Below are 24851 nucleotides of genomic sequence, written 5' to 3'. Positions count from 1 at the left end.
ACGCCTCATGCCTGGGCGGGGCGGGTAGCCGTACCGAATGAGGCTTTTTGTTCGAGGATGTCGCGGAAGGCGCGGGCGGCGGGTGAGGCCGCGCCTGCCGTGCGCTGGGCCGTGAAGATCGTGCGGCGCGGGGATCCGGCGAGTTGGAGCAGCCTCGCGGAGGTTTCGCGGCCGGCCCAGATCAGGTCCGGGATGAGGGCGACCGCGTTGCCCGACTCGACGAGCCGCATGTGGGCCTGGAGGTCGGCGGTCTCGTAGCGGACGTCGGGCTCGAAGCCGGCGACGCGGCAGACCTGCTCGGCGAAGTGGCGGGAGGCGGCGCCGCGCGGCTCCATCACCCACGGCATGTGCCGGGCCGTGTCGAGCGAGTCGACCGGATGCAGTGACTCGTCCGTCGCGGGCAGAGCGAGACGGATCGCGTCGGTGGTCAGGTCGCGCCGGTCCAGGCCGGGATGGTGTGGCGCGGCGTGCGCCGGGTATTGCTCGGCGATGACCATGTCGAAGTCGCGGGCCCACGTCTCGCGCAGCGCCTCCTCGGGCTCGCGCTGGACCATCTCGACCCGCACGTCGGGGTAGCGCTGGGCCATCGCGCGGAGGGTGGTGGGCATGAAGGCGAGCGCCGCGGACTGGAAGACGGCGACCCGGACCCGGCCGGTGACCCGGGTCGCGGCGGCCTGGAGCCGGGCCTCGGCACGCTCCAGAGTGTCCAGCACCTCGGCCACCGACGCGACCAGGACCTCGGCCTGCGGGGTCAGCTGGACCCGGCGGCCGGCCTTGCGCAGCAGCTGGGTGCCGGTCTCCTTCTCCAGCTGGCTGAGCTGCTGGCTGACCGCGGACGGGGTGAAGTTGAGGGCCTCGGCGACCGCCGCGATCGTGCCCCGGACGGCCAGCTCGCGGAGCAGGATCAGACGACGGATCTCCAGCATCCCGTTACGTTAGCTGAACTTAACTACATCGCTAACAAAGCATCGCTTTTCCTTACCTGATTCGGGACTGCAGACTGTTGCGCATTACGGAAGGAGCATCCCGATGTCTGAGATCGCCGAAGAGACGATCGCCCTTGTCCGGCGCTGGCTGCGCGAGGCGGCGTCCGTCCCGGTCGGCGGTTCAGCCGCTCAGCTGGCTGGTGTCCTTCGCGATCCGGACGGGCTCGCGTTCACCGCCGGCTTCGTCGACGGGGTGATCCGGCCGGAGGATGTCCGGGTCAGCGCACGCACGCTGGCGGATCTGTCGCGCAATGTTCCGGCGTTCCTGCCGGCCCATCTCCGCCTCGCCGTCCGGGCCGGCGGCTTCTTCGCGCCGCTCCTGCCGGGCGTCGTCGTCCCGGTCGCACGCCGTGCGCTGCGTCACATGGTGGGACACCTGATCGTCGACGCGTCCGACGCTCGCCTCGGCCGGGCCATCAAACGGATCCGAAAGCGAAATGTCCGACTTAACGTAAATCTTCTTGGGGAGGCGGTCCTCGGCAAGGGCGAGGCCACCCAGCGGCTCCGCAGCACCGAGAAGCTCCTCGCCCGCCCCGACGTCGACTACGTGTCGATCAAGGTGTCGTCGGCCGTCGCCCCGCACAACCCGTGGGCCTTCGACGAGGCGGTCGAGGAGATCGCCGGCAAGCTCCTCCCCCTGTTCACGCTCGCCGCCGAACAGCGCAAATTCGTGAACCTCGACATGGAGGAGTACAAGGACCTCGACCTCACCATCGCGGTCTTCACCAAACTCCTCGACCGGCCCGAACTGCTCGGCCTGGAAGCCGGCATCGTCCTCCAGGCCTACCTGCCGGACGCGCTGAGCGCCATGATGCGCCTCCAGGTCTGGTCCGCGTCACGCCGGGAACGCGGCGGCGCCGGCATCAAGGTCCGCCTGGTCAAGGGGGCCAACCTGCCGATGGAGCGGGTCGAGGCGGAACTGCACGGCTGGCCGGTCGCCACCTGCGACAGCAAACAGGCCACCGACACCAACTACAAGCGGGTCCTCGGCTACGCGCTGCACCCGGACCGGATCCGCAACGTGCGCCTCGGCGTGGCCGGGCACAACCTGTTCGACGTCGCCTACGCCTGGGTCCTGGCCGGCGAGCGCGGCGTCCGCGACGGCATCGAGTTCGAGATGCTCCTCGGCATGGCCGAGGGACAGGCCGAGGCGGTCCGGCGCGAGGTCGGCGGCCTGTTGCTCTACACGCCTGTGGTACGCCCGGAGCAGTTCGACGTGGCCATCGCGTACCTGATCCGCCGTCTCGAAGAGGGCGCGAGCCCCGACAACTTCATGTCCGCGGTGTTCGAGCTGCACTCCTCCGGAGAGCTGTTCGCCCGTGAGGAAGCGCGTTTCCGGGCCTCCCTGGCCGACCTGAACGACGACGTCCCGCAACCGCACCGGGTCGCCGACCGGTTCGCCGCCGTCCCGCGCTCGGCGCCCGGCTCGTTCGTCGGCACCCCCGACACCGACCCGGCCGTCGCCGTCAACCGCACCCTGGTCCGCGAGGTGCTGGCCCGGGTCGAGTCGTCCACGCTCGGCGTCGACGTGCCGCGGATCAGCGACCGGGAGCACCTGGACGAGGCGCTGGAGAAGGCAGCCGCCGCCAATTGGGGCGCCGCCGACCGCCGGGCCGTGCTGCACGCTGTCGGCGACGCGCTCGAGGAACACCGGTACACGCTGCTCGAGGTGATGGCCGCCGAAGCCGGCAAGACCATCGACCAGGCCGACCCCGAGGTGTCCGAGGCGATCGACTTCGCCCACTACTACGCCGAGCGGGCTGCTTCTCTCCTCGAAACCGACGGCGCCGTCCCCGTCCCGGCCCGGCTCACCCTGGTCACGCCGCCGTGGAACTTCCCGGTCGCCATCCCGGCCGGGTCGGTGCTGGCCGCCCTCGCCGCCGGCTCGTCGGTCGTCCTCAAACCGGCCGGGCCCACCGAACGCTGCGGGACCGTGCTCGCCGGTATCCTCCGGGACGCGCTGTCCGCGGCCGGCGCCGACCCGAACCTGGTCACCCTGCTCCAGGTCGACGAGGGCACGCTCGGCCGCGAGCTGATCGCGCACCCGCTCGTCGACCGGGTCATCCTGACCGGCGCGTACGAGACCGCCGAACTGTTCCGGTCGTTCCGCGCCGACCTGCCACTGCTCGCCGAGACCAGCGGCAAGAACGCCATCATCGTCACCCCCAGCGCCGACCTCGACCTGGCCGTCAAGGACGTGGTGGCGTCGGCGTTCGGGCACGCCGGGCAGAAGTGCTCGGCGGCCTCGCTGGTCGTGCTGGTCGGCAGTGTCGCCCGGTCGCAGCGGTTCCGCACCCAGCTGCTGGACGCGGTGTCGTCGCTCGAGGTGGGGTATCCGGCGGACGCGCGTACCAAGATGGGCCCGCTCGTCGAACCCGCCGCCGGGAAACTCCGCGACGGGCTGACCACCCTCGGTGCCGGCGAGACGTGGCTGCTCGAACCCCGTGAGCTCGACGAATCGGGCAAGCTGTGGAGCCCGGGCGTCCGCGACGGGGTGGCCCGCGGCTCCGCCTACCACCGCACCGAGTACTTCGGCCCGATCCTCGGCATCATGACCGCCGACACCCTGGACATGGCGATCGACATCGTGAACGAGGTCGACTACGGCCTGACGTCCGGGCTGCATTCCCTGGACGAGGACGAGATCCGTGTCTGGCTCGACCGCGTCCAGGCCGGCAACCTGTACGTCAACCGGGGCATCACCGGCGCCATCGTGCAGCGGCAGCCGTTCGGCGGCTGGAAACGGTCGGCGGTCGGCCCCGGCACCAAGGCGGGAGGCCCCAACTACCTGGTCGGCCTGACCGGCTGGGCGTCCCGTCCGGCCACCACCGGCGCCGAGATCACCCACCCCGGTGTGCGTGCCCTGCTCGCCTCCGTGGCCTCGGCCGACGTCTCAGCCGATGCCGCGTCCGACGCCTCGTCCGACGTCTCGGCCGATGCTCTCGCGTCGATCGAGCGGGCCGCCCGTAGTGACGCCGCGTTCGACTTCCGCACGCCGTCGGATGTCACCGGGCTCGCCGTGGAACGCAACGTCTTCCGCTACCTGCCGACGCCGGTCACCGTCCGGCTCGCCGCCGGTGGTTCGGTCGCCGACCTGGTCCGGGTACTCGCGGCCGGCCTGCTCACCGGCGCCGAGATCCGGGTGTCGAGCGCGGTCCCGCTGCCGTCCGCGGTGGCCGCCCACTGCCCCGGCCTCACCGTCGAGGACGACACGACGTTCGCGGCCGGTCTCACCGCCAGCCGGATCCGCCTGATCGGTGGCGACGCCCCGGCGCTGGCCGCCGCCACCGGCGGACGCCCTGACCTGGCGATCTGGTCCGCCCCGGTCACCGAGTCGGGCCGGGTCGAGCTGCTGCCGTTCCTCCGCGAACAGGCGATCAGCATCACCGCCCACCGCTTCGGCAACCCGCTCCCCATGACCGCCACCCTCCTCTGACCCGCCAGCCGTCGCTCAGCCCTGTTTCGCCGCCCTCATAAGGCCGCTGAGCGACGGCCCGACCGTCAGCCGTCGCTCACCGCTCCCTCATCGCCCGGTGTACAGGTGGGCGGCGATCCGGTCGGCGGTGAGCCGCTGGGCGATGTCGGTGACGCTGAACCCGGCGTCCGCCTCCTCGTCGAGCAGGGCGCGGATGGCGTTGACGATCTCCTCGCGGCCGTCGTAGCCGATCGCGATGTTCAGATGGAAGCCGCCTGCGCTGTCCCGGGTGGACTCCGCGGCCAGCTTGAGAGCGTCCCGGGTGGAATCCGGAAGCACGTCATGCCGCACACCGAACCATCCGGCCCGCCCGGTTCCGCCGCCTTTCACACAACCCACACCGATCGCGCACACGACGGCCACAACCCCGGCTGGTCGGGGCTGGGTGGGTCAGAGGACGGAGAACGTGGCGGGGAGCGGGGCCCGGCCGGTGAGGGCGCGGATTGTGGGGATGCCGTGGCCGATGGCGGCGGCGATGCGGGCGGCCAGGGCGGCCGTCGTCGCGAGGGTGTCGGGGTCGAAGGCGATCGGCAGGCCGGCCGCCACGGCGGCGTCGGAGGTGTGCACGACCAGTTCGAAGGTTCGGGTGGGCAGCCAGTCCTCGACGCGCATGCCGCCGGCCGCGGTGACGACCAGATCGTCGTCGCCGGCGCCGGCCAGCGCTGCGGTGGCCTGGCCGATGTAGCCGCTGACCACGCCGGCCGGATCGTCGCCGAGGGCGGCGCCGGTGGCCCGGGCGTCCTCGTCCGACGCCTTGTGGGCGGCCGCGACCAGGTCGGCCGGCGCTACCCGGGCCAGCGCGAAGTACGCCTCGGGCGCCGGCACCAGCACCGTCGGAGCGGGCGTGGCGAGGACCGCGGGAACCTGGCGCAACGCCGAGCTGACGGTGTGGCCGAGCAGGTCGCGCAGCGTCCATTCGCCGAGACCGGGACCGTCGAGGGCGTCCGGCGGGATGCGGGCGACGAGATCGGCGAAGACGATGGCAGCCGATCGGTAGGTGCGGCGATAGTCCATGCCACCACCGTGCCACGCGCGGTAGCCCAGCTCACTCCTCCCCGCCGCGCGAACAGGCGGGCCGGAAGCAGGCCGTAGCCTCTCGGGGTGCTGCTACCTCTGCCGGACGGCGAGTTCAAGGCCTACCTGTTCGACTGTGACGGGACGATCACCGATTCGATGCCGGCTCACCACCGGGCCTGGCTGGCGGCGCTCGGCGAGTGGGGTGGCGACTTCCCGGAGGAGCTGTTCTACGCGTGGGGCGGCCGGACCGTCGTCGACGTGATCACCGATCTCAACACCAGGCAGGGGCTGAGCATGCCGGTGGCCGAGGTCGCGGCCCGGCGTGAGGAGCTGTTCCAGGCGATGCTCCCGCAGATCGGGGCGGTGCCGGGGGTGCTCGAGCACATCGAGGCGTCGTACGGCCGGATCCCGTTCGCCGTCGTGTCGGGCAGCACCCGCGAGTCGGTGACCGCGTCGTTGTCCGCTCTTGATCTGCTGGACCGGTTCGCGGCGCTGGTCTGCGCCGAGGACTACGCGCGCCCGAAACCGGACCCGGAGGGCTATCTGCTGGCGGCCCGGCTGCTGGGTGTGGACCCGGCGGACTGCCTGGTCTTCGAGGACACTCCGCTGGGTGTGGCCGCGGCCGGGGCGGCGGGCATGCGATATGTGCTCGTGCCACCACCCTGGGATCGCTGACAATCGATGGATGATTCATCAGCGGGCGTTGGAGTACCTTCTGGCTCTCGAGGGCGCCGCACTGCTGCGCTCGTTCGTGGAGGAGTCGGAGCCCGGGTTCGGCCGGGCGCGGGTGGCCGAGATGCGGCGGCTGCTGGCGATGGCCGAGCTCGACGTGGAGCCGGTGGCGGCCGAGCGGGTGCCGGCCACCGACGGCTACCGGGTGTGGTCGCGGACCTATGACGAGCCGGGCAACGGCCTCTTCCCGGCCGAGGAGGCGGCGGTCCACGGCATCCTGGCCGATCTGAAGCCGGGCGTGGTGCTCGACGCGGCCTGCGGCACCGGCCGGCACAGCGAGTGGCTGGCCGCCCGCGGACACCGGGTGATCGGTGTCGACGGCTCGCCGGAGATGCTGGCCCGGGCCCGCCGGAAGGTGCCCGGCGCCGACTTCCGGGAGGGACCGCTGGAGCGGCTGCCGCTGCCGGACGCCTCGGTCGATGCGGTGGTGTGCGCGCTCGCCCTCACGCACGTACGCGATCTGCGGCCGGTGTTCGCCGAGTTCGCGCGGGTGCTGCGGCCCGGCGGCGACCTGGTGATCTCGGATGTCGCCCAGGAGTGGATCGCGATGGGTTCGGTGCCGCGGGTCCGGCTCGACGACGGGCGTCCGGCGCTGACGCCCGGCCACCGGCACCGGACCTCCGACTACCTGGGCGCGGCCCTCCCGGCCGGGTTCGGGGTGGTGTCGTGCGACGAGCCACGGCAGGGCCCGGTGGTACCACTGAACGCCGGCGCCGATCTACCGGCCGGAGAGACCCCGGCCGGGGAGACCGGGCCGTGGGAGCAGTGGCCGTGGTCGCTGGCCGGGCTGCTGCCGCACGTGTGGGAGGCGGTCACCGGCGGCGTGCCCCTGCTGATCATCTGGCATTTCCGGCGGGATCCAGCGGATCGATGATCCGGTTGCGGTGGTGCTGGTAGATCACCGAGCTGCGGAATCCGACGATCTCCCGGCGCCCCGAGAACCGGTCCATCAGGAAGGCGTGCAGGCCCTCCACGCTGGGCACTGCCACGTGCACCAGGAAGTCGTCGCCGCCGGCCAGCACGAACACCGACAGCACCTCGGGCAGCCCGGACGCGTAGGACTTGAAGCCCTCGATCACCTCCCGGTTCAGCGGGCGGACCTGGACGTGCAGCAGCGCCTGCACCTCACGGCCGAGCGCGGTGAGGCTGACGTCCGCGTGATACCCGGTGATCACCCCACGGTCACGCAGCAGACGCACCCGCTCCAGGCAGGTCGACGGCGCGACGCCGACGGCCCGGGCCAGCTCGCGGTTGGTCTGCCGGGCGTTCGTCTGCAATTCCCGCACGATCGCCGAATCAATGTCATCCACGACCATCATTCTGAACTATTTGCCGAACGTTGTTCGGCACGATCACTCACGGCCCGTCGGGCCTCCTAGTTTCAACACCACAACCCCTTCAGATGTACGGGAGAAGCGCATGCCGATCCACCAGCGGGTCGTGGTCGAACGCGGGACCAGGACCGGGTTCCCGATCGTCGTCGCGGTGCACTCCACCGCGCTCGGTCAGGCGGTCGGCGGCTGCCGGATGGCCGTCTACCGCGACTGGCGCGCGGGTCTCGACGACGCGCTGCGCCTGTCCGCGGCGATGACCTCGAAGACCGCGCTGGCCGGCCTGCCGAACGGCGGCGGCTCAGCCGTGGTGGTCCTGCCCGGGAACCGGGACGGCGCCGGGCGTGAGACCCGCGGCGGGGACGTCGGCGCGCCCGGCGGCGGGGAACGGCGGGCGGTCCTGCACGACGTCGGGGATGTGGTCGAGAGTCTCGGCGGGATCTTCTCCGCCGGTCCGGACGTAGGCACCGGGCCGTCGGACATGCGGGTCGTCGGCGAGCGGACCGAGCATGTGCTCGGCCGGGACGGCTATTCCGGGCCGGCCGCCGCCGCGGGTGTGGTGGCCGCGATTCAGGCCGTCGTCGCTGACCGATTCGGATCACCCTCGCTGGCCGGGCGGAGGTTCGCCGTGCTCGGGGTCGGCCGGGTCGGCGCGCACCTCGTGGACCTGCTCTCGGCAGCGGGCGGGCAGGTGCTCGCGGCGGATGTGGACGGCTCACGGCGTACCGTCGTGGAATCTCTCGGAGCGACCTGGACCGATCCGCGGACCTGTCTCACCGCGGAGGTCGACGTGCTCGTGCCGGCCGCCCTCGGCGGTGTCCTCACCGCCGCGACCGTGCCTGCCCTGCGCTGCGCGGCCGTCGCCGGGCCGGCGAACGCCCAGCTCGACGAACCGGCGACCGCGGACCTGCTGCACGAACGCGGCATCCTGTGGGCGCCGGACGTGGTGGCCGGTTCCGGCGGGATCATCCACGCCGTCGCCACCGAACTGCACCGGGAGACGCCGCCGCGGGTCGCCGCCCGGGTCGCGGGGATCGGCGACACCCTCGCCGGGATCCTGGAGGCCGCCCGGGAGACCTCGTCGACACCGGCGGCCGCGGCGAACCGGCTCGCCGGCTTCCTGATCGGCGAGCCCGCGGCTTCTACGATGGCGGCATGCTGACGGCGGAGAGCACCAGCTTCTGGGGCAAGACCTACACCATCGCCGAGAACGGCACGCCGATCACCACGTGGGACAACAGCTGGTGGAAGTCGGGTGGCACATTCGAGCTGGGCGGGCGGGCCTATCACGTCCGGGCGAACATGTGGGGCAGCCGCTACACCATGCTCGACGCGGCCGGCGCGGTGTTCGCCGAGGCCGAGCGGGTCGGCCGGAAGAACTGGACGGTCCACGCCGGCGGCCGGGCCTACGAGTTCCGGCGCACGTCGATCTTCCGGTCCGACCAGAACCTGATGGACGGCGAACGGACGATCGGCACGATCCGCCGGACCAGCTCCCTGACCGGCAACCTCGCCGCCGAACTGCCCGGCCTGCCGCTGCCGTTGCAGGTGTTCGTGCTCGGCGTGCTGATCGTCCAGTGGCAGAGCACGAACGCCGCCGGCGCCGCCTGACCGGCCGCCCGGGCGCGACCGCATCGCGGGAATAAATTCTTTCGGGCCGGGGCGCCTGCCATCCGGTCCGGCGGCGGCGGTCCGATGGTCCGGGCCGCCACCGCGCGTGAGTACGGCCGGAGCGCGCCCGCCTCAGCCGGGAGGCGTCGTGGAGGCTCGCGGCAGCCGGACGGATCGGTGCCGCAGTGGCCCGGATCGGCGGGCGGACCGCCGGCGACGACACGGACGGGGTGTCCGGGCCGGGCGGACGGCCGTCGTGACAGGGGTCTGCGACAGGGCCTTGCTGGTCACCCTGCGTGATGTCGTCTTCGCGTATCCGGCTCCGCGAAAGTTGTTTCCGCGCAGTTACAGGCGCTCCGGGAGTCTTGCGCGAAATGCACGTTCATCAATAATGAGCGCCATGAATCGAGCCGAGGCGATACCGGTTGACGGGTCCCGGAGCACGACCGAGCCCCCCGATGGCCATGGACCGGCGACCCCTCCGCCGTCGTCCGGCCAGGCTCCCCCGCAGGTCGTCACGCCGGCCCGGCCGGCCAGTGGCGGCAACAGTCTGGTGGTGCGCCCGCCGGCGCCCGCCCTCTCCCGCTATCCAGGTCATCGACGGCCGGACAGCACGCCGGACAGGCTCCCGGTCCGGCGCGCCGAACCGGCCCTCCCGATCCGCCGCACCGAGGCAGGCCTTCCGGTCCGGCACGCCGAGGCCGGCCTCCCGGTCCGGCACACCGAAGCCGGCCTGCCTGAGCCGTGGACCCGGCCGCCGGCCGACGGACGTACCGCGAACACTGCGGTGACCCGTCGCACCGGACGGCGGCGGGGCGCGGTCCCGACCCGACGGGTGGTCGCGTTGTGAACGCCACGACACGTCCGGCGGTGCCGCCGGCCGGCCGACCACACCGCCGCGACCGGGGACGGTCCGAACCCGCGGACAATCACCCACGTGCGCTGACGGGGGACGAGCGGAACAGGACGAACGGGCTCTGCCGGCCGCGATGCGGCCGGGCCGGCCCACAGCGAACGAGTGAACGCCTGCTGGCGGCGGCCCATCACCACAGGGCAGCACCTTCCCGCGGCGACAGGCCGGCCGGATGCGGGCCGGGTGCTGCCCGTGGCAGCGCGACAGATGCCGCCCATGGTGGCGGGCCGGCCGGTGCGGCGGGTGCCGCCCCCGGCGGTGGTCCGGGTGGTGCGGCGGGTGGTGCCCGTGGAGACGGTCCGGGTGGTGCGGCGGGTGCCGGGCTGCGGCGACCGGGTCGGCTGAGCGCTGCTGCCGGGCATACGGGGGCGATCGTGCGGGCTCCGGCTGTGGCGGGGGCGCGTAGGCGTACCGGAAGATGGTTTGCCGAATCGCGGACCGTGACTATTTTCGCAAACCGGGCGTTGGATCGGTCCGGGGGTGACGCTGTGCCACCACCACCAGTGGCCCATCCGGGACGGCCACCACCATGCGCCGGAGAAGTCCGGCATTTAACCGCGATGTCACAGGTTGTCACGAGAATCTCACCGAAGCCGGGTGATACCGCGCTCCCCCGGTGGGCAGCCGTGGGACCTTGGTTGGGACGACGCCCTCTTCGGGGTACAAGAGAGGCACATCGCTCGCCTCGCCGGTCACCGTCGGCGAGCCGGGCGGCCGCACCCGCTTGAGAGGGAGAGCACTCTCCATGGGCGACACGCCTGTCATCACGCTGAACAACGGCGTCACGATTCCGCAGATCGGATTCGGCGTCTTCCAGATTCCCGAGGCGCAGACCGCGGCCGCGGTCACTGCCGCGCTCGAAGCGGGCTACCGCAGCATCGACACCGCCGCCATCTACCACAACGAGTCGGGTGTCGGCGCCGCGCTGAAATCAGCGGGAGTGCCCCGCGACGAGCTGTTCATCACGACAAAGGTCTGGAACACCGATCAGGGGTACGACGAGACGCTGCGCGCGTTCGACGCCAGCACCGCCCGCCTCGGACTGGAGAATCTGGACCTCTACCTGATCCACTGGCCGACCCCGAAACGGGGAAAGTACCTGGACACCTGGCGGGCGCTGGAGAAACTGCTCGCCGACGGCCGGGTTCGCGCCATCGGTGTCTCGAACTTCCTGCCCGAGCACCTGCGGGCCGTCGCCGACCTCGCCGGCACGGTGCCCGCGGTCAACCAGATCGAGGTGCACCCGGCTCTCCAGCAGCGTGACGCCCAGGTGGCGAACACCGAACTCGGCGTCGTCACCGAGGCGTGGAGCCCGCTCGCGCAGGCCGGTGTGCTCGGCGACCCGGCCGTGCTGCGGATCGCCACCGACCACGGCCGCACCCCGGCCCAGGTGGTGCTGCGCTGGCACGTGCAGCAGGGCCGGATCGTGATCCCGAAGTCGGTGACCCCGTCCCGGATCGCCGAGAACCTGCGGATCTTCGACTTCGAGCTGACCGCCGACGAACTGGCCGCCATCGACGCGCTGGAGAACGACGGCCGGACCGGGCCGCACCCGGATCACTTCAACTGACGATCTTTAGGCTTTGTGACGGTCACATCATCTGGTGACCGTCACAGAGATCGTTAAGCAGCTTCACAGGAACCCGCCGCACACTGGGGTCACGTCCCCCTCACAGGAGGTTCCGATGGGTCTCTTCGCCCTGATCAGCTTCGCGTTGCTGCTGGTCCAGCTGGTGCTGCTGGTTCGGGTCGCGCTCGACTGGAGCGTCATGCTGGCCGGTCCCGCCATGCCCGGATCGGCCCGCGCCAAGGCCCTCGACGTGATCTACCGCATCACCGAGCCGATCCTGGCCCCGGTCCGCAAGATCCTGCCCCCGCTCCGGGTCGGCGGCGTCTCCATCGACCTGGCCTTCATCGTCGTCTTCATCACGATCGGCATAATCCGAGCAATCCTCTGACCCAAAGCCGGCCCACCGCCCACCTGGCGTCACCCACGTCCCGTCACCCACGTGGCGTCGCCCGCCCGCCTCGCGTCGCCCGCCCGCCTCGCGTCGCCCGCCTCGCGCCGCCCGCCTGGCCCGCTGTCGATCTTGTGGAGTTCAGCGGGACAGGTGTGTCGCTCGAGTTTCGCCATATTGGGCAGCGACTTTGCGGGTCAGGGTCGACGCTGAAGTGAATCTTGCATTCGTCCTGGTCAACGTCACCCTCAGCGAGCTTCGCAAGATCATCGTGAGGTCTTGTGGCCTTGGGTGTCCGTCCGGAGGCGGTGCCGGTAGCGGGCCGCCGAGGGCGGGTCCGCCAGTCGCAGCGGTGGTCAGCGCACACGTTCGCCTGGGCGCAGCGGTGGTCAGCGCACACGTTCGCCTGGGCGCTGCGATGGTCAGCGCACACGTTCGCCGATCGTGTGCGCCTGCTTCGCTCTGACGGGGACGGGCGCACACGTTATGCCGTCCGTGTGCGCCTGTCATCGCTCCGGCGAGGGTGAAATCGCACATTGCCGCATTGTGTGCGCTGGTCGTCGCACACCGGAGACCACTCCGGGCCGAGCGCCGGCGACCGCATCTGGCCGAACGCCGGCGACCGCGTCTGGCCAACCGCACCGTCCATCCCGACGGACACCCGGTGCACTGTCGCCGTGGGCGGCGGCGTCCACAAGGCCGGCGCGGCCGACGCAAACGATCTCCAAATGGCGAAACTCGAGTGTGTCGGAACTCCACAAGATCGCGTTGGGTACGGCGGCGCTGGCCAACCCGCGCGTCGATCTTGTGGAGTTCGGCGAGACGGGTGTGACCGAATTCCACAAGATCGACGGAGGGCGGCGACGGTGGGCGGTGGGGGTCAGGTCAGGCGGTCGTCTACGAACTCCAGGGCTGTGGTGTCGAAGAAACTGCGGCCGCCGGCGTGGTCGTCCCACGGGTAGACCTCTATCTCCTTCTGCGCGCCGATCGCGTTGTAGGCGGCGAACACCCCGGACGGCGGGCACACGTCGTCCATCAGCGCGGCCGACAGGATCGACGGCGCGGTGATCCGGCGGGCGAAGTGGACCGCGTCGACGTGGTCGAGGGTGTCCAGGGTGCGCTGCGCGAGCTGCGGGTTGGCGCGCAGGAACTTGACCACCTCGGCGTACGGGAAACTGTCGGTGATCGTGATCGCCCGCTGGATGTCGCAGAGGAACGGCACTCCGGCGACCACCGCCGACACCAGGTCGGGCACCAGGCCGGCGGCGGCCAGGGCGAGCGCGCCACCCTGGCTCTTGCCGGTCACCACCAGCCGGGAGGCGTCGACGCCGGGCAACTCGGTGGCGGTCTCCACGGCCCGGGCCGCGTCGGTGATCAGCCGCCGGTAGTAGAACGTCTCCGGGGCGAGCACGCCACGGGTCAGGAACCCGGGGGTGGACGGGCCGGCGCCGTGGTCGTCCGGGTCCGGGGTGTCGCCGCCACGCCAGCCGCCGCCCTGGCCGCGGGTGTCCATGACCAGGTGGGCGTACCCGGCGCTGGTCCAGGTCAGCCAGTCGATCGGCAGGCCGCGGCCTCCGCCGTACCCGATGAATTCGACGGCGACCGGCAGCGGGCCGTCAGCGGTGGACGGACGGTTGAGCCAGGCCCGGATGGGCTGGCCGGCGTAGCCGGTGAAGGTGACGTCGTGGGTGGTGACGCCCTTGAGCGGGGTGCCGACCTCGGCGAGTTTCGGCGGCAGGGCGGCCCGGCGCGCCGAGGCGAGCGTGCCGGACCAGAAGTCGTCGAAGCCGTCCGGCTCCGGGCGGGCGAGATGGTACGTGCGCAATTCGTGGAGCGGGAAGTCAAAGAGCGCCATGGTGATCACGCTAGGCGCTGGGACTGGCCGGTTCCACCCCTGGACGGGCACGATGGGCCGGTGCCATCGGAAGCCGCCGCCCGCCCCCAGCATGTCCTCGAAGCCGTCCTGGAACGGCTGACCTATGTGAACGAGGAGACCGGCTACACGGTGGCCCGGGTCGCGCACAAGAGCAGCACCGATCTGCTGACCGTGGTGGGTGCGCTGCTCGGCGCGCAGCCCGGGGAGAGCCTGCGGCTGAGCGGCTGGTGGTCGTCGCATCCGCAGTACGGGCGGCAGTTCGAGGTGATCTCGTACACCACGGTGCTGCCGGCGACCATTCAGGGCATCCGCCGCTATCTGGGATCCGGGCTGGTCAAGGGCATCGGGCCGGTGTTCGCCGAGCGGATCGTGGACCACTTCGGACTGGACACGCTGGAGATCATCGAGACCGCCCCGGAGCGGCTGATCGAGGTGGCCGGGCTGGGGCCGAAACGGACGAAGAAGATCACCTCGGCGTGGGCCGAGCAGAAGGCGATCAAGGAGGTGATGGTCTTCCTCCAGGGTGTGGGGGTGTCCACGTCGATCGCGGTGCGGATCTACAAGAAGTACGGGGACTCGTCCATCTCGGTCGTCAAGAACTCGCCGTACAAGCTGGCGGCGGACGTCTGGGGCATCGGGTTCAAAACTGCGGACACGATCGCGCAGGCGGTCGGGATTCCGCACGACAGTCCCGAACGGGTGAAAGCGGGCCTGCAGTACACGCTGTCGCAGGCCACCGACAACGGGCACTGCTTCCTGCCGGCGGAGACCCTGATGGCGGACGCCGCCAAGATCCTCGACGTGCCGGACGCGCTGGTCCCGGCCTGCCTCGACGAACTCGTCGAGGAGGAGGGCGTGGTGCGCGAGCAGGACGAGGTCTATCTCGTTCCGTTCCATCGGGCCGAGATGTCGCTCTCCTCCAGCTTGATCGCCCTGCTGAGCGGCCGGGCCGACCGGATGCCGCACTTCCGCGACGTGGACTGGGCGAAGGCGCTGCACTGGCTGCACCAGCGCACCGGTTCGACGCTGGCCACCGAGCAGGAACAGGCCGTCAAACTGGCGCTCACGTCGAAAGTGGCGGTCCTCACCGGCGGGCCGGGCTGCGGGAAGAGCTTCACCGTACGATCGATCGTCGAACTCGCCGCCGCAAAGAAGGCGAAGATCCAGCTCGTGGCGCCGACCGGCCGGGCCGCGAAGCGGCTCGCCGAGCTGACCGGCCATCCGGCCGCCACCGTGCACCGGCTGCTCAAGCTGCAGCCCGGCGGGGACGCCACCTTCGACCGGGACAACCCGCTGGACGCCGACCTGATCGTCGTCGACGAGGCCTCGATGCTCGACCTGATCCTGGCCAACAAGCTGGTCAAGGCGATCCCGCCGGGCGCGCACCTGCTGCTCGTCGGCGACGTCGACCAGCTGCCGTCGGTCGGCGCCGGCGAGGTGCTGCGCGACCTGCTGGCCGCCGACGTGATCCCGCGGGTGCGGCTCACCCAGATCTTCCGGCAGGCCGCGGAGAGCGGTGTGGTCACCAACGCGCACCGGGTCAACCAGGGCCGGCCGCCGCGGTTCGAGGGCCTGACCGACTTCTTCCTGTTCCCGTGTGACGACACCGAGGAGACCGCGGCGCTCACCGTCGACGTGGCGTGCCGCCGGATGCCCCGCAAGTTCGGCCTGGACCCGCGCCGCGACATCCAGATCCTCACCCCGATGCACCGCGGCCCGGCCGGCGCCGGCGCCCTCAACGTGCTGCTCCAGCAGGAGCTCACCCCGCACCGCGAAGGCCTGCCGGAACGGCGGCTGGGCGGGCGGGTGTTCCGGGTGGGCGACAAGGTCACCCAGATCCGCAACAACTACGAGAAGGGCGCGGCGGGCGTCTTCAACGGCACGGTCGGCGTCGTCACCGGGCTGTCGCCCGAGGAGCAGACCTTGACGGTACGGACGGACGAGGACGAGCAGATCGAGTACGACTTCGACGAGCTGGACGAGCTGGCGCACGCGTACGCCATCACGATCCACCGTTCGCAGGGTTCGGAGTACCCGGCCGTGGTCATCCCGCTGACCACCAGCGCCTGGATGATGCTCCAGCGCAATCTGCTCTACACCGCGATCACCCGGGCCAAGAAGCTGGTGGTGCTGGTCGGGTCGCGCCGGGCGCTGGCCGCAGCGGTGCGCACGGTCGGCGCGGGCCGCCGGCACACCGCCCTGACCAGGCGCCTCAGCTGACCGGCCGCGTTACCACAATGCCCCGGGGCCTGTGCGGTGATTCCGGAAATCCGGCCGAATGGACGTGTTGTCCGGACGCTGGTACGGCTGTTTCGCGGGCCGCTCCCGACAGTTCCGGATCTCGCTAGTGTGGGCCTTGTAAACAATTCTTCAAGGTCTTTTCCGAACCATTTTCCGGTTCCGGGAAAGGGATCCGAAAACTGACGGGGGAAATGCTCATGTTGCGTTCCATGACGGCTGGTGCCGCACTTCTCGGCGTGCTCGCGACGGCCGCTCCGGCCCATGCCCAGCCACAACCGCCCAAGCCCGACAAGATGATGGTGATCGACGTGGTCTCCGCGAACGGGTCCGGTTGCCCGGACGGCAGCGCGGACATCCAGGTCTCACCGGACAACACCGCGTTCACGGTGACCTATTCGCAGTACACCGCGTCGGTCGGGCCGCAGGCCTCGCCACTGGACTTCCGGAAGAACTGCCAGCTCGCGCTGGACATCCTGGTGCCGTCCGGATTCACCTTCGCCATCGCCAGCGCCGACTACCGGGGTTACGCCAGCCTCCGGCCGGGGGCGTACGGCCAGCAGGCGGCCAGTTACTACTTCCAGGGCCATTCGCAGACCGCGCGCAGCCGGCACGATTTCAAGGGCCCGATGGAGGACAACTGGCAGCGCACCGATCAGATCGGGATCGCTTCGTACAGCTACCTGCCCTGCGGTGAGCGGCGATTCCTCAACATCAACACGGAACTGCGGGTGAACCGCGGGTCCTCGGACACCAAGAAGCACACGAACTTCCTGTCGATGGACTCGACCGACGCCGCCATCAACACGCTCTACCGGGTCGCCTGGAAGAAGTGCTGATCAGTTGTTCCGGTCGACGAATGCCGCCCACGGATCCCCGGCCGGCCGCGGTTCCGCCCCCGATGGCGGGGCCGCCACCGGCCGGGCCCGGCGGGAGGCCAGCAGCGCCGCCAGGGCCGTGGTGATCGGCACCGCGGCGACCAGGCCGATCGTGCCGACCGCGCTGCGCACCAGCTCCTGAGCGATCATCTGTGAGGTGAGCAGCTCGCCGAGCGGGGTGTCGCCCGCCGCGAACAGCAGCATCAGCGGCAGCGACGCCCCGGCGTAGGCGAGCACGATCGTGTTGATCACCGAAGCGATGTGGGCACGGCCGATCCGGGTGGCGGCGCCGTAGAGGCGTTTGAACCCGTACGACGGGTTGGCCAGCGCCAGCTCGGTGACCGTGGCCGACTGGGTGACCGCGACGTCGTCGAGCACGCCGAGCGAGCCGATCACGATGCCGGCCAGCAGCAGGCCCCGCATGTTCACATCGCCCTGGGTGATGGTGAGGAAGTTCGACGTCTCGTCGGCGACCCCGGTCAGATGCACCGCCCCGGTGGCGACAGCGGCCAGGATCGCGGTGATCGCCAGGCTGGCCAGGGTGCCGGCCACCGCGATCGTCGTGGTGATCGACAGGCCGTGGGTCAGGTACAGCACGATCAGCATGATCGCGGCGGCGCCGACCACGGCGACCAGCACCGGCGACCGCCCGTCCAGGATCGCCGGGACGATGAACCAGAGCAGGATCCCGAAGGTGACCGCCAGACCGGCCAGCGCCGTCACCCCGCGCCACCGGCCGAAGGCGATCACCGCCAGCGCGAACGCCGCGCCGAGCATCCACAGCTCGCTGCCGCGCTGGTGGTCGGAGATCGCGTAGCTGGTGCTGCCCTCGTCGTTGAGCGCCAGCATGGTGACGTCGTCACCGGCCGACACCTCGGGCGCGCCGGGCCCGTTCGGGATGTCCGTGGTGATCACGGCGCCGTCGTCGAGGCGCACCTGCACGGTCCCGCAGTTCTCCAGCGGCTGGTCGCCCTCCGGCACCGGCGGGCACTCCTGCGGGGTCAGCGCCACCACCTCGCCGGTCACCACGGCCGGGCCTGCCCCGCCCTCGACCTGCGGGGTGTCGCGCGGCCAGAGCAGCAGCATCCCGACCAGGGTGACCAGCACCGCCGGCACGAGCAACAGCAGGGTGAGCCGCCGGGCGTGCGGGAACTCCGGCAGCTCCGCATGGGCGTGGTGATGGTGGTCGGCGCTCATCGTGCTCCTCGTCGCGGCCTGCGGTGGTACCCGCGAACCGTACCCGGCCGGGTGCCGGCGCCGGCCCATCCGCCCGCGACGACCCGGCCGGTCATCGTGGCCGCCGCGGCGCCCGGTCATGGCGGGCCGGCTCTCACCGCTGTCTCAGCGGCGCTCAGACGGCGGCAGGAGCCGGCCTGGTCTAGGCGGAGCGGGTCTTCGCGCGGTCCTGGGCGGAGCGGCCGAAGGTCAGCCAGAAGTCGGTGATGGCCAGGCTCAGCACCGGGCGGCGGCCGGCCAGGTAGGCGAGCGGGCCGTCCGGCTCGGGGCGCCACGCCGCGGTGGCCGTCCGCAGACCGGCCCGGCCCCGCACCGGGGTCCGCCGGACCTGCTCGCCGAGCTGCTGCGCGACCGTGAACCCGAGCGGGTACCGGCCGGGGAGCCGCCCCTTGAGCCGGATCAGGGCCGACCCGATCGGCCCGCCGCCGTCCGGGGCGGTGATCGTGGCGTCGACCAGCGGCTCGGTCTCCGCGTCAAGGGTGAACTCGGCCAGCTCCTTGGGGATGCCCCAGAGCCGGCGGCCGCCCTCCCGGGACGCGACGCTGTCCACCCAGATGTCGGTGATGCTGACCCGCGGGCGGCCGCGCTCGTGCACCAGGACGGCGCTGAGCAGTTCCCGGTAGTGCAGGACGCCGCCGGGCTCGTACGACACCCAGGCGGCGCCGACCGCGACCCGGCCGCCGACGGTGACCGGGCGGACCGTGTCGTCCAGCACCGGTGGCAGGGCCGGCAGGTCACGGCGAGGGATCAGGAACACCGACAGGTACATCTGTCCGCGCAGGTGCCAGGGCTCGGGCGGGTACATGTCCCCACCCTGGCACCCCGCGGTCGTACGTTCAACGCTCTCGATGTTTTCAGTACCGGAACCGGGAGACGACCGCCTGGAGCTGCGCCGCGGTCTGGCCGAGGTCCTCGGCCGCGTGCCGGGTCTCGCCGACCGTGTCGGTGGTCTTGCGGGTCGCGTCGGAGACCGTGCCGATGGTCATCGCGATGTCGCCGGCGCCGTTGGCCGCCTCGCTGAGCGTGCGGTTCATCTCGGCGGTGGTCGCGGTCTGCTCCTCGACGGCCGAGGCGATGGTCAGCTGGATGCCGTTGATCCGTTCGATGATCTCGGTGATCTCGCCGATCGCGGTGACCGCGCCGCTGGTGTCGGCTTGGATCGCCTGCACCCGCTGGGAGATGTCCTCGGTGGCCTTGGCGGTCTCCTGGGCCAGGTCCTTGACCTCGCCGGCGACGACGGCGAAGCCCTTGCCCACCTCGCCGGCGCGGGCCGCCTCGATGGTCGCGTTCAGGGCCAGCAGGTTGGTCTGCTCGGCGATGCTGGTGATCACCTTGACCACGGTGAAGATCTCCTCGGACGAGGCGCCGAGCCGGCCGACGATCGCGTTGGTCTCGGCGGCGACCCGGACCGCCTGGGCGGCCACCTCGGTCGCCTCGGAGGTGGAGACGCTGATGTCGCGGATCGCCGAGCCCATCTCCTGCGAGCCGGCCGAGACCACCTGCAGGTTGTGCGAGACGGTGTCGGCCGCGGTGGCGACCGTGCCGGCCTGCACCGAGGCCTCGCTGGCGGCCGCGTCGACGCCACCGGCGACCGAGCTGAGCCGGCCGGCCGCGTCCTGGAGGGTGCCGACGCTGCCGCCGACCTGCGTCATGTCCTCCCGGAGGCGGGCCACCCCCTGGTCCAGGGCGGCGGCCATCAGGCCGATCTCGTCGCGGCTGGTGATCCCGGAGGTACGGGTCAGGTCGCCCTCGGCCAGCCCTTCGGCGATCCGGGAGACCTCCCGCACGGTCCGGCGCACCCGGCCGGCCACCTGGAAACCGATGACCAGGCTGAGCACCATGCCGACGACCAGCACGGCGGCGACCGTCCAGGCGGCGCTGGAGCCCGCCGACTCGGCGTCGGTGATGCTCTTGTCGGCCAGCGCGACCGCCCGTTCCCGCAGCGCCTGCTGGTCCTCGGCGAGTGCGCCGCGCAGCGCGTCGTACTGCTTGACCGCGTCGGCGAGCTGGGCCGGGGTCGACGAGGTCCGGTCGGCGCTGATGAAGGCGAGGTAGTCGGACCAGTCGGTCTTGGCCTTGGCCACCGCCTCGTCCCCGGCGAGGTGGGTGTCGAGGGCGGTGAAGGCCTCGCTGACGGCGGCCGTGTTCGCCTCCATGCCCTTCTTGATCCGGTCGGCGAGCGTCGGGTAGAGCTGGAGGGCGGACACCGCGCCGCTGAACGCCTCGATGTTCGTACTGAAGGAGCCCACCGCCGACTCGATGGCCAGGGACCGTCGCTGGGTCGCGGCGCCGTCGTCGTTGAGGTCGTGGATCGTCGTGACCGCGAGCGCGCCCACGATGAGGCCGCTGACCGTGGCGGTCAGCGCCGCGGCCCCGATCTTGACGCGCAGCGAACGGTCGTCGATCAGTCTGCTCAGCCCCATGGTGTTCCCATCCCTCATCGTCCGGCTCGCCGTCGACCGCAGGATCGGCACCGCCGGTTCGAGCTTGAGAGGGCCGCCCGGCATCAGTCTCTCCGTCCGGACAGCCTCGGCGGGCCGACTTCGTCCAGATTGACGGGAGGGACGGATGTGACGGCCGCGGCCGTCACATCCGGAGTCAGGGTGCGGTCACGTCGGCCAGCGCCTGGAAGATCAGCCAGGTCGAGGTGGCGCCCGGGTCCTGATGGCCGGCGCTGCGTTCGCCCAGGTAGGAGGCCCGCCCCTTACGAGCCGTCAGGGAGATGGTGGCGCGGGCCCCGTCACCCGCGGCCCGGGCCGCGCCGGCGGCCGCCTCGGGCAGGGCGGCGCCGCCGATCACCGCCTCCTCGAACGCGGCCACCGCCGGCCGGTAGGCGTCCACGATGGTCTTGTCGCCCGGCACCGCGCCGCCCAGCGCGGACACCGCCTCCAGGCCCGCGCGCAGGCCGGTGGCCAGGTCCGGCAGGGTCGCCGACGGGCCCGCGGGCAGCGCCTTGCCGAGGGCGCGGAAGGCGCTGCCGTACAGCGGGCCGGACGCGCCGCCCACCTTGGAGATGAGGGTGCCGCCGGTCCGGACGAAGACGTCGCCGACGCTGGTGAACGCGGTGCCGTCGAGCAGGGCGGTCACCGCGGTGAAACCACGGCGCAGGTTGACGCCGTGGTCGCCGTCGCCGATCGCGGAGTCCAGTTTCGTGAGCTCGTCGGCCTCGGCGGCGACGGATTCCGCGACAGCGCGAAGCCATCCGGTGGCGAGGGCGACATCCACGTCAGGCACCCCACCGCAGCCCGGGCGTACGCACCGGCGCGTCGAACAACCGCAGCATCTCGTCGGTCACCCGGGTCACGGTGATCGACAGCCCGGCCATGTCGAGACTCGTCACGTAGTTGCCGACCAGTCGCCGGCTGATCTCGAGACCGCGCTCGGCGAGCACCGTGGCGACCTCGCCGTAGACCAGGTACAGCTCGATCAGCGGGGTGCCGCCGAGCCCGTTGACCAGCACGATCACCCGGTCGCCGGAGTCGATCGGCTTCGCCTCCAGGATCGCGTCGAGCGCGGAGCGGACCAGCTCACGGGCGGGGCGCAGCTTCTCCCGGCGGCGGCCCGGCTCCCCGTGGATGCCGACACCGGCCTCGATCTCGTCGTCCGGCAGGTCGAACCCGGGACGGCCGGCCGCGGGGGTGGTGACGGCCGTCAGCGCGTACGCGAAAGAGGCGGAAGCGGCGTTGACCTCGCGCCCGATCGCGGCGACCTCGCCCAGTTTGCCGCCCTCCTCGGCGAGCGCCCCGGCGATCTTCTCCACCAGCAGGGTCGCGCCGGTGCCGCGGCGGCCCGCCGTCCACGTCGAGTTCTCCACCGCGACGTCGTCGTCGACGAGCACCGTCTCCACCGTGACGCCCTCGTCGGCGGCCAGTTCGGCGGCCATCTTGAAGTTCATCACGTCGCCCGTGTAGTTCTTCACCACGTGCACCACGCCGGCGCCGCCGTCGACGGCTTTCGTCGCGGCCAGGATCTGGTCCGGCACCGGGGAGGTGAACACCTCGCCGGGACAGGCGGCGTCGAGCATGCCCGGGCCGACGAACCCGCCGTGCAACGGCTCGTGGCCGGAGCCACCGCCGGAGACCAGCGCCACCTTGCCGGCACGCGGGGCGTCCGACCTGGCCACATATTGTTCGGCGGTGTCGACACGCAACTCGGGATGGGCGGCGGCGAGTCCCGCGAGCGCCTCGGCCACCACGTCGTTCGGATCGTTGATGAACTTCTTCACGGCCGGCTCCTTTGCCTCGGTCCCCTCAGCATGGTCGCGCTGAGTGATTCGGCCAAGCCTTTGGCGTGACTACCATCGGGACCCATGGCGTACGTGGGGATCGTGCTCGTGTCACACAGCTCAACACTCGCCGCCGGGGTGCGGGAACTGCTCGCGCAGGTGGCCGGCCCGGACGTCCGGGTCGAGCCGGCCGGCGGCGCCGACGACGGCTCGCTCGGCACCAGCGCGGACCGGATCGAGGCGGCGATCACGGCCGCCGACGCCGGGGCCGGGGTGCTGGTCCTGGCCGATCTGGGCAGCGCCGTGCTGACCACCCGGGCGGTGCTGGCCGAACTGCCACCGGGGCCGCTGCTGGTGGACGCGCCGTTCGTCGAGGGCGCGGTGGCCGCCGCGGTCCTCGCGTCCACCGGCGCCGATCTCGCCACGGTGGCCGAGGCGGCCGGGGAGGCTCGCGATGTCCCCAAGTTCTGAGGTCGAGGTGACACTGCCCGCGGCGTTGCACGCCCGTCCGGCGGCCGAGGCGGTCCGGGCCGCGTCGACCTTCAGCGCGGACGTGGAGGTACGCCACGGCGGCCGTTCCGCCAGCGCCCGCAGCGCCCTGCGCCTGATGTCCCTCGGCGCGCCGGCCGGGGCCACGGTGATCGTCCACGCCACGGGCGACGACGCCCACCTCGCCGCGCTCGCGGTGGCCGAGGTGCTTCGTATCGCCGAGTAGTTCCGTAAGTTTCGGAGCCTTGGAGGAGGATGGGCGCGCTCCCATCCTCATCATTAGCGGGGAGAAAGGACAATTCAGCCTTGGTGGATCACGGACCGAATCATTAAAGTTTCGGCCGTCCAGAGCCATCCGTCGATGCCCCGAATCGACTGGACCGAAGGCAGATCCCCATGACCCGTCCCCGTACCGTTCTCGGCGCGCTGGCCACCGCCCTGCTGGCGGCCGGCACGTTCGTCGCCCTGTCCCCAACCGCCGACGCGGCAGCGTCCACACTCGGCGCGGCCGCCGCCGAGAAGGGCCGCTACTTCGGCACCGCGGTCTCGCTCAACAAGCTGAGCGACTCGACCTACTCGACCATCCTCAACCGCGAGTTCAACATGCTCACGGCCGAGAACGAGATGAAGATCGACGCTCTCGAGCCGACGCAGAACCAGTTCAACTTCACCACCGCGGACCGGCTCATCACCCGCGCCAACGAGATCGGCGCCAAGGTCCGCGGCCACACGCTGGCCTGGCACTCGCAGCAGCCCGGCTGGATGCAGAGCCTGAGCGGCACCGCCCTGCGCAGCGCCATGAAGAACCACATCACCCAGGTCATGACCCACTACAAGGGAAAGATCCACTCCTGGGACGTGGTGAACGAGGCGTTCGACGACAGCACCGGCGGCCGCCGCGACTCCAACCTCCAGCGCACCGGCAACGACTGGATCGAGGACGCGTTCGTCACCGCGCGCGCCGCCGACCCGGCCGCCAAGCTCTGCTACAACGACTACAACACCGACAACTGGAGCTGGGCCAAGACCCAGGGCGTCTACAACCTGGTCAAGGACTTCAAGGCCCGGGGCGTGCCGATCGACTGCGTCGGCTTCCAGTCGCACTTCAACAGCGGGTCGCCGTACCCCAGCAACTACCGCACCACGCTGCAGAACTTCGCCGCCCTCGGCGTCGACGTGCAGATCACCGAGCTCGACATCGAGGGCTCGGGCAGCACCCAGGCCACCACGTACGGCAACGTGACCAACGACTGTCTCGCCGTCGCCCGCTGCAACGGCATCACCGTGTGGGGCATCCGGGACACCGACTCGTGGCGGGCCAGCGGCACCCCGCTGCTCTTCGACGGCAACGGCAACCCGAAGCAGGCGTACACCGCCGTGCTCAGCGCGCTCGGCGGCGGCGCCACCTCGCCGTCGCCCAGCAACTCCGGCTCCGCCTCGCCGTCCCCGTCGGCCAGCCAGTCGCAGGGCACCGGCGCGTGCACGGCGACCGTCTCGATCAACGCCTGGACCGGCGGGTTCGTCGCCACCGTGACGGTCAAGGCCGGCTCGGCCGCGCTCAGCGGATGGACCGCCGGCCTCACCCTGCCGACCGGCGCCGCGGTGACCAACACGTGGAGCGCCACGCCGAGCGGCAGCACCGGCGCGGTGTCCTTCACCAACGTCGGCTACAACGGCGCGGTCGCCGCCGGAGCGAGCACGCAGTTCGGCTTCCAGGGCACCGGCAACGCCCCGTCCACCACCGCCACCTGCGCCGCCCGCTGAACCTCGCGTGCCGATCTGTGGCGCAATCCGCGCCCCACAAAGGGCCCCGGGGGGGGGAGGGGGGGACGGTAGCCCCCACCCCCCCAGATGGGGGGTGCGGGGGGGTGGGGAAGAGGGGTGGT

General features: G+C 71.4%; 24 protein-coding genes. 14 read left to right on the top strand and 10 right to left on the bottom strand.

Translation table 11 applies throughout. The features are described 5' to 3' along the window. Nucleotides 1–5: 5 nt before the first annotated feature. On the bottom strand, nucleotides 6–926 hold the full coding sequence (locus AB0E94_RS42860; RefSeq protein WP_360338923.1) for a LysR family transcriptional regulator: 921 nt from the start codon (nucleotides 924–926) through the stop codon (nucleotides 6–8). Between the two features lie 103 nt (nucleotides 927–1029). Between AB0E94_RS42860 and AB0E94_RS42855 the strand changes: the two genes are divergently transcribed. Further along, entirely contained in the window at nucleotides 1030–4422 is a 3393-nt protein-coding gene (locus tag AB0E94_RS42855) for a bifunctional proline dehydrogenase/L-glutamate gamma-semialdehyde dehydrogenase (RefSeq protein WP_360338920.1), read from the top strand. Nucleotides 4423–4509: 87 nt separating this feature from the next. Here the strand turns inward: AB0E94_RS42855 and AB0E94_RS42850 are convergent, their stop codons facing one another. Then, nucleotides 4510–4791, bottom strand: coding sequence for an undecaprenyl diphosphate synthase family protein (locus AB0E94_RS42850; RefSeq protein ID WP_360338917.1), 282 nt, complete (start codon nucleotides 4789–4791; stop codon nucleotides 4510–4512). Between the two features lie 60 nt (nucleotides 4792–4851). Next, the gene (locus AB0E94_RS42845; RefSeq protein WP_360338914.1) at nucleotides 4852–5475 is read right to left on the bottom strand and encodes a maleylpyruvate isomerase N-terminal domain-containing protein; all 624 of its coding nucleotides are present in this window, start codon (nucleotides 5473–5475) and stop codon (nucleotides 4852–4854) included. Nucleotides 5476–5562: 87 nt separating this feature from the next. Between AB0E94_RS42845 and AB0E94_RS42840 the strand changes: the two genes are divergently transcribed. Together AB0E94_RS42840 and AB0E94_RS42835 are read left to right on the top strand one after the other, a co-directional pair. After that, a complete protein-coding gene (locus AB0E94_RS42840) occupies nucleotides 5563–6153 on the top strand; it encodes an HAD family phosphatase (protein WP_360338912.1) in 591 nt (196 codons plus the stop codon). A gap of 10 nt (nucleotides 6154–6163) precedes the next feature. Beyond that, nucleotides 6164–7084: a class I SAM-dependent methyltransferase gene (locus AB0E94_RS42835; RefSeq protein ID WP_360338909.1), complete on the top strand. Its 921-nt coding sequence runs from the start codon at nucleotides 6164–6166 to the stop codon at nucleotides 7082–7084. Here the strand turns inward: AB0E94_RS42835 and AB0E94_RS42830 are convergent. Further along, a complete protein-coding gene (locus tag AB0E94_RS42830) occupies nucleotides 7047–7526 on the bottom strand; it encodes an Lrp/AsnC family transcriptional regulator (protein ID WP_360338906.1) in 480 nt (159 codons plus the stop codon). The two genes, AB0E94_RS42835 and AB0E94_RS42830, sit on opposite strands and share 38 nt — an antisense overlap. A gap of 103 nt (nucleotides 7527–7629) precedes the next feature. Here AB0E94_RS42830 and AB0E94_RS42825 point away from each other — a divergent pair, with 103 nt between their 5' ends. From AB0E94_RS42825 to AB0E94_RS42800, 6 genes are all read left to right on the top strand, one after another. Next, nucleotides 7630–8703: a Glu/Leu/Phe/Val dehydrogenase dimerization domain-containing protein gene (locus AB0E94_RS42825; RefSeq protein WP_360338903.1), complete on the top strand. Its 1074-nt coding sequence runs from the start codon at nucleotides 7630–7632 to the stop codon at nucleotides 8701–8703. Beyond that, on the top strand, nucleotides 8697–9152 hold the full coding sequence (locus AB0E94_RS42820) for a hypothetical protein (protein ID WP_360338900.1): 456 nt from the start codon (nucleotides 8697–8699) through the stop codon (nucleotides 9150–9152). Before AB0E94_RS42825 ends, AB0E94_RS42820 begins: the two co-directional genes overlap by 7 nt. A gap of 400 nt (nucleotides 9153–9552) precedes the next feature. Continuing rightward, the gene (locus AB0E94_RS42815; protein WP_360338897.1) at nucleotides 9553–10002 is read left to right on the top strand and encodes a hypothetical protein; all 450 of its coding nucleotides are present in this window, start codon (nucleotides 9553–9555) and stop codon (nucleotides 10000–10002) included. Nucleotides 10003–10257: 255 nt separating this feature from the next. Next, complete coding sequence (locus AB0E94_RS42810; RefSeq protein ID WP_360338894.1) at nucleotides 10258–10410, top strand: hypothetical protein; 153 nt, start codon at nucleotides 10258–10260, stop codon at nucleotides 10408–10410. A 400-nt stretch (nucleotides 10411–10810) separates the two neighbouring features. Then, a complete protein-coding gene (locus AB0E94_RS42805; protein ID WP_360338891.1) occupies nucleotides 10811–11635 on the top strand; it encodes an aldo/keto reductase in 825 nt (274 codons plus the stop codon). A gap of 115 nt (nucleotides 11636–11750) precedes the next feature. Then, entirely contained in the window at nucleotides 11751–12023 is a 273-nt protein-coding gene (locus tag AB0E94_RS42800) for a YggT family protein (protein WP_360338888.1), read from the top strand. An 880-nt stretch (nucleotides 12024–12903) separates the two neighbouring features. Here AB0E94_RS42800 and AB0E94_RS42795 read toward each other — a convergent pair. Beyond that, nucleotides 12904–13878 carry an acetylxylan esterase gene (locus AB0E94_RS42795; protein WP_360338885.1) on the bottom strand — a complete coding sequence of 325 codons (975 nt, stop codon included), beginning with the start codon at nucleotides 13876–13878 and terminating at the stop codon, nucleotides 12904–12906. A gap of 60 nt (nucleotides 13879–13938) precedes the next feature. On the opposite strand from AB0E94_RS42795, the gene AB0E94_RS42790 reads away from it, so the two are divergent. Together AB0E94_RS42790 and AB0E94_RS42785 are read left to right on the top strand one after the other, a co-directional pair. Then, nucleotides 13939–16119 carry an ATP-dependent RecD-like DNA helicase gene (locus tag AB0E94_RS42790; RefSeq protein ID WP_360338882.1) on the top strand — a complete coding sequence of 727 codons (2181 nt, stop codon included), beginning with the start codon at nucleotides 13939–13941 and terminating at the stop codon, nucleotides 16117–16119. 230 nt (nucleotides 16120–16349) lie between these two features. Then, the gene (locus AB0E94_RS42785) at nucleotides 16350–16976 is read left to right on the top strand and encodes a DUF4360 domain-containing protein (RefSeq protein WP_360338879.1); all 627 of its coding nucleotides are present in this window, start codon (nucleotides 16350–16352) and stop codon (nucleotides 16974–16976) included. Here AB0E94_RS42785 and AB0E94_RS42780 read toward each other — a convergent pair whose 3' ends face one another. The 5 genes from AB0E94_RS42780 to dhaK form a co-directional block, all read right to left on the bottom strand. Continuing rightward, nucleotides 16977–18212 (bottom strand): YibE/F family protein, encoded by a 1236-nt coding sequence (locus tag AB0E94_RS42780; protein ID WP_360338876.1) that lies wholly within the window; start codon nucleotides 18210–18212, stop codon nucleotides 16977–16979. A 181-nt stretch (nucleotides 18213–18393) separates the two neighbouring features. Beyond that, nucleotides 18394–19056 carry an acetoacetate decarboxylase family protein gene (locus AB0E94_RS42775; RefSeq protein ID WP_360338873.1) on the bottom strand — a complete coding sequence of 221 codons (663 nt, stop codon included), beginning with the start codon at nucleotides 19054–19056 and terminating at the stop codon, nucleotides 18394–18396. A gap of 49 nt (nucleotides 19057–19105) precedes the next feature. Beyond that, nucleotides 19106–20674 (bottom strand): methyl-accepting chemotaxis protein, encoded by a 1569-nt coding sequence (locus AB0E94_RS42770; protein ID WP_360338870.1) that lies wholly within the window; start codon nucleotides 20672–20674, stop codon nucleotides 19106–19108. A 175-nt stretch (nucleotides 20675–20849) separates the two neighbouring features. Further along, nucleotides 20850–21476 (bottom strand): dihydroxyacetone kinase subunit DhaL, encoded by a 627-nt coding sequence (gene dhaL / locus AB0E94_RS42765; protein ID WP_360338867.1) that lies wholly within the window; start codon nucleotides 21474–21476, stop codon nucleotides 20850–20852. 1 nt (nucleotide 21477) lies between these two features. After that, the gene (gene dhaK, locus AB0E94_RS42760; protein WP_360338864.1) at nucleotides 21478–22476 is read right to left on the bottom strand and encodes a dihydroxyacetone kinase subunit DhaK; all 999 of its coding nucleotides are present in this window, start codon (nucleotides 22474–22476) and stop codon (nucleotides 21478–21480) included. A gap of 84 nt (nucleotides 22477–22560) precedes the next feature. On the opposite strand from dhaK, the gene dhaM reads away from it, so the two are divergent. The 3 genes from dhaM (at nucleotide 22561) to AB0E94_RS42745 (ending at nucleotide 24729) form a co-directional block, all read left to right on the top strand. Then, complete coding sequence (dhaM, locus tag AB0E94_RS42755; protein WP_360338861.1) at nucleotides 22561–22947, top strand: dihydroxyacetone kinase phosphoryl donor subunit DhaM; 387 nt, start codon at nucleotides 22561–22563, stop codon at nucleotides 22945–22947. After that, entirely contained in the window at nucleotides 22931–23191 is a 261-nt protein-coding gene (locus AB0E94_RS42750) for an HPr family phosphocarrier protein (RefSeq protein WP_360338858.1), read from the top strand. Before dhaM ends, AB0E94_RS42750 begins: the two co-directional genes overlap by 17 nt. A 170-nt stretch (nucleotides 23192–23361) precedes the next feature. After that, complete coding sequence (locus AB0E94_RS42745) at nucleotides 23362–24729, top strand: endo-1,4-beta-xylanase (RefSeq protein WP_360338855.1); 1368 nt, start codon at nucleotides 23362–23364, stop codon at nucleotides 24727–24729. The last annotated feature ends 122 nt before the right edge of the window (nucleotides 24730–24851 follow it).

This window comes from Actinoplanes sp. NPDC026670 (assembly GCF_040638175.1).
Taxonomy (GTDB): domain Bacteria; phylum Actinomycetota; class Actinomycetes; order Mycobacteriales; family Micromonosporaceae; genus Actinoplanes.
The sequence above is the reverse complement of the archived record's forward strand: the minus strand, read 5'-3'. Positions and strand labels throughout refer to the sequence as shown.

What these genes read in the sequence shown, in the direction of transcription:
- AB0E94_RS42815 (WP_360338897.1), top strand. Translation starts at nt 9,553, where the DNA reads ATGAATCGAGCCGAGGCGATACCGGTTGACGGGTCCCGGAGCACGACC.
- AB0E94_RS42845 (WP_360338914.1), bottom strand. Translation starts at nt 5,475, where the DNA reads ATGGACTATCGCCGCACCTACCGATCGGCTGCCATCGTCTTCGCCGAT.
- AB0E94_RS42750 (WP_360338858.1), top strand. Translation starts at nt 22,931, where the DNA reads ATGTCCCCAAGTTCTGAGGTCGAGGTGACACTGCCCGCGGCGTTGCAC.
- AB0E94_RS42855 (WP_360338920.1), top strand. Translation starts at nt 1,030, where the DNA reads ATGTCTGAGATCGCCGAAGAGACGATCGCCCTTGTCCGGCGCTGGCTG.
- AB0E94_RS42785 (WP_360338879.1), top strand. Translation starts at nt 16,350, where the DNA reads ATGACGGCTGGTGCCGCACTTCTCGGCGTGCTCGCGACGGCCGCTCCG.
- AB0E94_RS42820 (WP_360338900.1), top strand. Translation starts at nt 8,697, where the DNA reads ATGCTGACGGCGGAGAGCACCAGCTTCTGGGGCAAGACCTACACCATC.
- AB0E94_RS42795 (WP_360338885.1), bottom strand. Translation starts at nt 13,878, where the DNA reads ATGGCGCTCTTTGACTTCCCGCTCCACGAATTGCGCACGTACCATCTC.
- AB0E94_RS42825 (WP_360338903.1), top strand. Translation starts at nt 7,630, where the DNA reads ATGCCGATCCACCAGCGGGTCGTGGTCGAACGCGGGACCAGGACCGGG.
- dhaM (WP_360338861.1), top strand. Translation starts at nt 22,561, where the DNA reads ATGGCGTACGTGGGGATCGTGCTCGTGTCACACAGCTCAACACTCGCC.
- AB0E94_RS42775 (WP_360338873.1), bottom strand. Translation starts at nt 19,056, where the DNA reads ATGTACCCGCCCGAGCCCTGGCACCTGCGCGGACAGATGTACCTGTCG.
- AB0E94_RS42860 (WP_360338923.1), bottom strand. Translation starts at nt 926, where the DNA reads ATGCTGGAGATCCGTCGTCTGATCCTGCTCCGCGAGCTGGCCGTCCGG.
- AB0E94_RS42800 (WP_360338888.1), top strand. Translation starts at nt 11,751, where the DNA reads ATGGGTCTCTTCGCCCTGATCAGCTTCGCGTTGCTGCTGGTCCAGCTG.
- AB0E94_RS42835 (WP_360338909.1), top strand. Translation starts at nt 6,164, where the DNA reads ATGATTCATCAGCGGGCGTTGGAGTACCTTCTGGCTCTCGAGGGCGCC.
- AB0E94_RS42830 (WP_360338906.1), bottom strand. Translation starts at nt 7,526, where the DNA reads ATGGTCGTGGATGACATTGATTCGGCGATCGTGCGGGAATTGCAGACG.
- AB0E94_RS42745 (WP_360338855.1), top strand. Translation starts at nt 23,362, where the DNA reads ATGACCCGTCCCCGTACCGTTCTCGGCGCGCTGGCCACCGCCCTGCTG.
- AB0E94_RS42805 (WP_360338891.1), top strand. Translation starts at nt 10,811, where the DNA reads ATGGGCGACACGCCTGTCATCACGCTGAACAACGGCGTCACGATTCCG.
- AB0E94_RS42780 (WP_360338876.1), bottom strand. Translation starts at nt 18,212, where the DNA reads ATGAGCGCCGACCACCATCACCACGCCCATGCGGAGCTGCCGGAGTTC.
- AB0E94_RS42770 (WP_360338870.1), bottom strand. Translation starts at nt 20,674, where the DNA reads ATGGGGCTGAGCAGACTGATCGACGACCGTTCGCTGCGCGTCAAGATC.